The organism is Pseudomonas sp. BMW13 (genome assembly GCF_013357275.1).
In the GTDB taxonomy this organism is placed as follows: Bacteria; Pseudomonadota; Gammaproteobacteria; order Pseudomonadales; family Pseudomonadaceae; genus Aquipseudomonas; species Aquipseudomonas khazarica.
Map to the genome: position 1 here is coordinate 1 of NZ_SUKD01000007.1, position 3,494 is coordinate 3,494.

Annotated in this window: 5 protein-coding genes; all 5 read left to right on the forward strand. The window is 62.8% G+C overall.

All coding sequences use genetic code 11. The annotated features are described in order from the left end of the window. Positions 1-475: cbb3-type cytochrome c oxidase subunit I (locus E4487_RS08005; RefSeq protein WP_175253095.1), on the forward strand; the 475-nt coding region annotated here is incomplete at its 5' end. After that, positions 475-1,083 carry a cytochrome-c oxidase, cbb3-type subunit II gene (gene ccoO, locus E4487_RS08010; RefSeq protein WP_134675983.1) on the forward strand — a complete coding sequence of 203 codons (609 nt, stop codon included), beginning with the start codon at positions 475-477 and terminating at the stop codon, positions 1,081-1,083. The genes E4487_RS08005 and ccoO, both read left to right, overlap by 1 nt. A gap of 5 nt (positions 1,084-1,088) precedes the next feature. Continuing rightward, entirely contained in the window at positions 1,089-1,265 is a 177-nt protein-coding gene (locus E4487_RS08015) for a CcoQ/FixQ family Cbb3-type cytochrome c oxidase assembly chaperone (RefSeq protein WP_175253096.1), read from the forward strand. Next, a complete protein-coding gene (gene ccoP / locus E4487_RS08020; RefSeq protein ID WP_047589881.1) occupies positions 1,262-2,188 on the forward strand; it encodes a cytochrome-c oxidase, cbb3-type subunit III in 927 nt (308 codons plus the stop codon). The genes E4487_RS08015 and ccoP overlap by 4 nt, the downstream gene beginning before the upstream one ends. A gap of 343 nt (positions 2,189-2,531) precedes the next feature. After that, on the forward strand, positions 2,532-3,494 hold a 963-nt coding region (locus E4487_RS08025; RefSeq protein WP_175253097.1), incomplete at its 3' end, for a cbb3-type cytochrome c oxidase subunit I.

The following is a 3,494-nucleotide window of genomic DNA, read 5'->3' on the forward strand; positions in this document are numbered from 1 at the left end:
CGAAGGCCCGATGATGGCCATCAAGACCGTCAACGCCCTGTCCCACTACACCGACTGGACCATCGGCCACGTGCACGCCGGCGCCCTGGGCTGGGTCGCCATGGTGTCGATCGGCTCGCTGTATCACCTGATTCCCAAGGTCTTCGGTCGCGAGCAGATGCACAGCATCGGCCTGATCAACGGCCACTTCTGGCTGGCCACCATCGGCACCGTGCTCTACATCGCCTCGATGTGGGTCAACGGCATCACTCAGGGCCTGATGTGGCGTGCAGTCAACGAAGACGGCACCCTCACCTACTCCTTCGTCGAAGCGCTGGAAGCCAGCCATGTCGGCTTCGTGGTGCGGGTGATCGGTGGCGCCATCTTCTTCAGCGGCATGCTGCTGATGGCCTGGAACGTCTGGCTGACCGTGCGTAGCGCCGAGTCGACCGAGATGGAAGCCGCTGCGCAGTTCTCGGTAGAAGGAGCCCACTGATGAAACACGAGATTCTCGAGAAGAACATCGGCCTGATGGCACTGGTGATGATCCTGGCGGTCAGCATCGGTGGCCTGACCCAGATCGTTCCCCTGTTCTTCCAGGACGTCACCAACGAGCCGGTCGAAGGCCTCAAGCCTTACAACGCCCTGCAGCTCGAAGGTCGCGACATCTACATCCGCGAGGGCTGCGTCGGCTGCCACTCGCAGATGATCCGCCCGTTCCGCGCCGAGACCGAGCGCTACGGCCACTACTCCGTCGCCGGCGAAAGCGTCTGGGATCACCCCTTCCTGTGGGGCTCCAAGCGTACCGGTCCGGACCTGGCCCGCGTCGGCGGCCGCTACTCGGACGAGTGGCATCGCGCTCACCTGTACAACCCGCGCAACGTCGTGCCCGAGTCGAAGATGCCGGCCTACCCCTGGCTGGTGGAAAGCACCCTCGACGGCCAGGACACCGCCAAGAAGATGAGTGCCCTGCGCACCCTTGGCGTGCCCTACAGCGACGAGGACATCGCCGGGGCCGGTGATGCGGTCAAGGGCAAGAGCGAGATGGACGCGCTGGTCGCCTACCTCCAGGTGCTTGGCACCGCCGTGAAGAACAAGAGGTAAGCGCCATGTTGGAATTCATCGATGTGGGCACGCTGCGCGGGCTGGGTACCGCGCTGGTACTGATCGCCTTCACCGCAGTCACCTTCTGGGCCTATAGCGGCGAGCGCCGCGACGAGTTCAACGCAGCGGCCAACCTGCCGTTCGCCGACGGCAAGCCCGATGTCTGGAGTAACGAAGCATGACCGCCTTCTGGAGCCTATACATCACCCTGCTCACCGTGGGCACGCTGATCGCGCTGTTCTGGCTGATCTTCGCCACCCGCAAGAGCGAAGTGCACAAGAACCCGACCGAGCAGACCATGGGTCATGCCTTCGATGGCATCGAGGAGTATGACAACCCGCTGCCCAAGTGGTGGTTCATGCTGTTCCTCGGCACCCTGGTGTTCGGCGCGGCCTACCTGCTGCTCTACCCGGGCCTGGGCAACTTCAAGGGCCTGCTGCCGGGTTACAAGGACGGCTGGACCCAGGTCAACCAGTGGCAACGCGAGATGGATCGTGCCGATGAGCTGTACGGGCCGATCTTCGCCAAGTTCGCCGCCATGCCCATCGAGGACGTGGCCAAGGACGAGCAAGCCCTGAAGATGGGTGGCCGCCTGTTCGCCTCCAACTGCTCGGTGTGCCACGGTTCCGACGCCAAGGGCAGCTACGGCTTCCCCAACCTGGCCGACGACAGCTGGCGCTGGGGCGGCGAGCCGGAGACCATCAAGACCACCATCCTCAAGGGGCGTCACGGCATGATGCCGCCGCAGGGTGCGGTGATCGGCGAAGACGGCGTGCGCAACGCTGCCGCCTACGTCCTGACCCAGCTGGCGGGTCGCGAACTGCCAGAAGGTGAAGTCGCCGACGTCGCAGCAGGCGAGAAGATCTTCTCCACCACCTGCTTCGCCTGCCACGGCGCCAGCGGCACGGGCACCCCTGCCCTGGGTGCACCGGACCTGACCCGTCCGAGCGCATTCATCTACGGCAGCAGCTTCGCCCAGCTGCAGCAGACCATCCGCTATGGTCGCAGTGGCAACATGCCGCCTCAGGAAGATTTCCTGGGTAACGACAAGGCCCACCTGCTGGCGGCCTATGTGCTGAAACTGAGCCAGGGCAAGAACGAGTAACTCCCGCTTTGCCGGCGATCATTCCCTGGTCGCCGGCCCCTCCCCGCACCTGTGCGACCCAGTGTCGCACCTGCCGACCAATAGCCCTGCAATTTTCTTGATCTGGGCTAAGCTGCCTTTCAGTCGCCATCTGACACAACTCCAAGGCGATCCCTTCTTAGCGCTGCGCAAACTGGTTGCGCCAAAGCTGCCAGAGCTGTCTCCGGGGCCTGCCCGCAGTCCCCTTGAAAGGCTCTGAAACCCCGTTCGTGTCGGCATGTTGCGTTGCAATGGCTACCTGCTTTCTCCATACTTGCCGCCGATTTTTGCCCCATAAAACTCCATTAACCGTGGAACCCCTAGCATGAGCACAGCAATCAGTCAGACTGCTTATAACTATAAGGTGGTCCGCCAGTTCGCCATTATGACGGTGATCTGGGGGGTCATTGGGATGGGTCTAGGCGTGTTCATCGCCGCACAACTCGTGTGGCCAGAACTCAACCTGGGCCTGCCGTGGACCAGCTTCGGCCGTCTGCGTCCCTTGCATACCAACGCGGTGATCTTCGCTTTCGGCGGATGCGCCCTCTTCGCGACCTCGTACTACGTGGTCCAGCGCACCTGTCAAACGCGTCTGGTCTCCGACGGTCTGGCTGCCTTCACCTTCTGGGGTTGGCAAGCGGTCATCGTCCTGGCGGTGATCACCCTGCCCATGGGCTACACCAGCTCCAAGGAATACGCCGAGCTCGAGTGGCCGATCGACATCCTCCTGGGTGTGGTCTGGGTCACCTACCTGCTGGTGTTCTTCGGCACCATCATGAAGCGCAAGACCAAGCACATCTATGTGGGCAACTGGTTCTTCGGCGCCTTCATCCTGGTCACCGCGATGCTGCACATCGTCAACAGCATGGAAGTACCGGTCACCCTGACCAAGTCCTACTCCATGTATGCCGGTGCCACCGACGCCATGATCCAGTGGTGGTACGGTCACAACGCCGTGGGCTTCTTCCTGACCACCGGCTTCCTCGGCATGATGTATTACTTCGTACCCAAGCAGGCCGAGCGTCCGATCTACTCCTATCGCCTGTCCATCGTGCACTTCTGGGCGCTGATCACCCTGTACATCTGGGCCGGCCCGCACCACCTGCACTACACCGCACTGCCGGACTGGGCCCAGTCCCTCGGCATGGCGATGTCCGTGATCCTGCTGGCGCCGAGCTGGGGTGGCATGATCAACGGCATGATGAGCCTGTCCGGCGCCTGGCATAAGCTGCGCACCGACCCGATCCTGCGCTTCCTGGTGGTCTCCCTGGCCTTCTACGGCATGTCC

What these genes read in the sequence shown, in the direction of transcription:
- ccoO (WP_134675983.1), top strand. Translation starts at nt 475, where the DNA reads ATGAAACACGAGATTCTCGAGAAGAACATCGGCCTGATGGCACTGGTG.
- E4487_RS08015 (WP_175253096.1), top strand. Translation starts at nt 1,089, where the DNA reads ATGTTGGAATTCATCGATGTGGGCACGCTGCGCGGGCTGGGTACCGCG.
- ccoP (WP_047589881.1), top strand. Translation starts at nt 1,262, where the DNA reads ATGACCGCCTTCTGGAGCCTATACATCACCCTGCTCACCGTGGGCACG.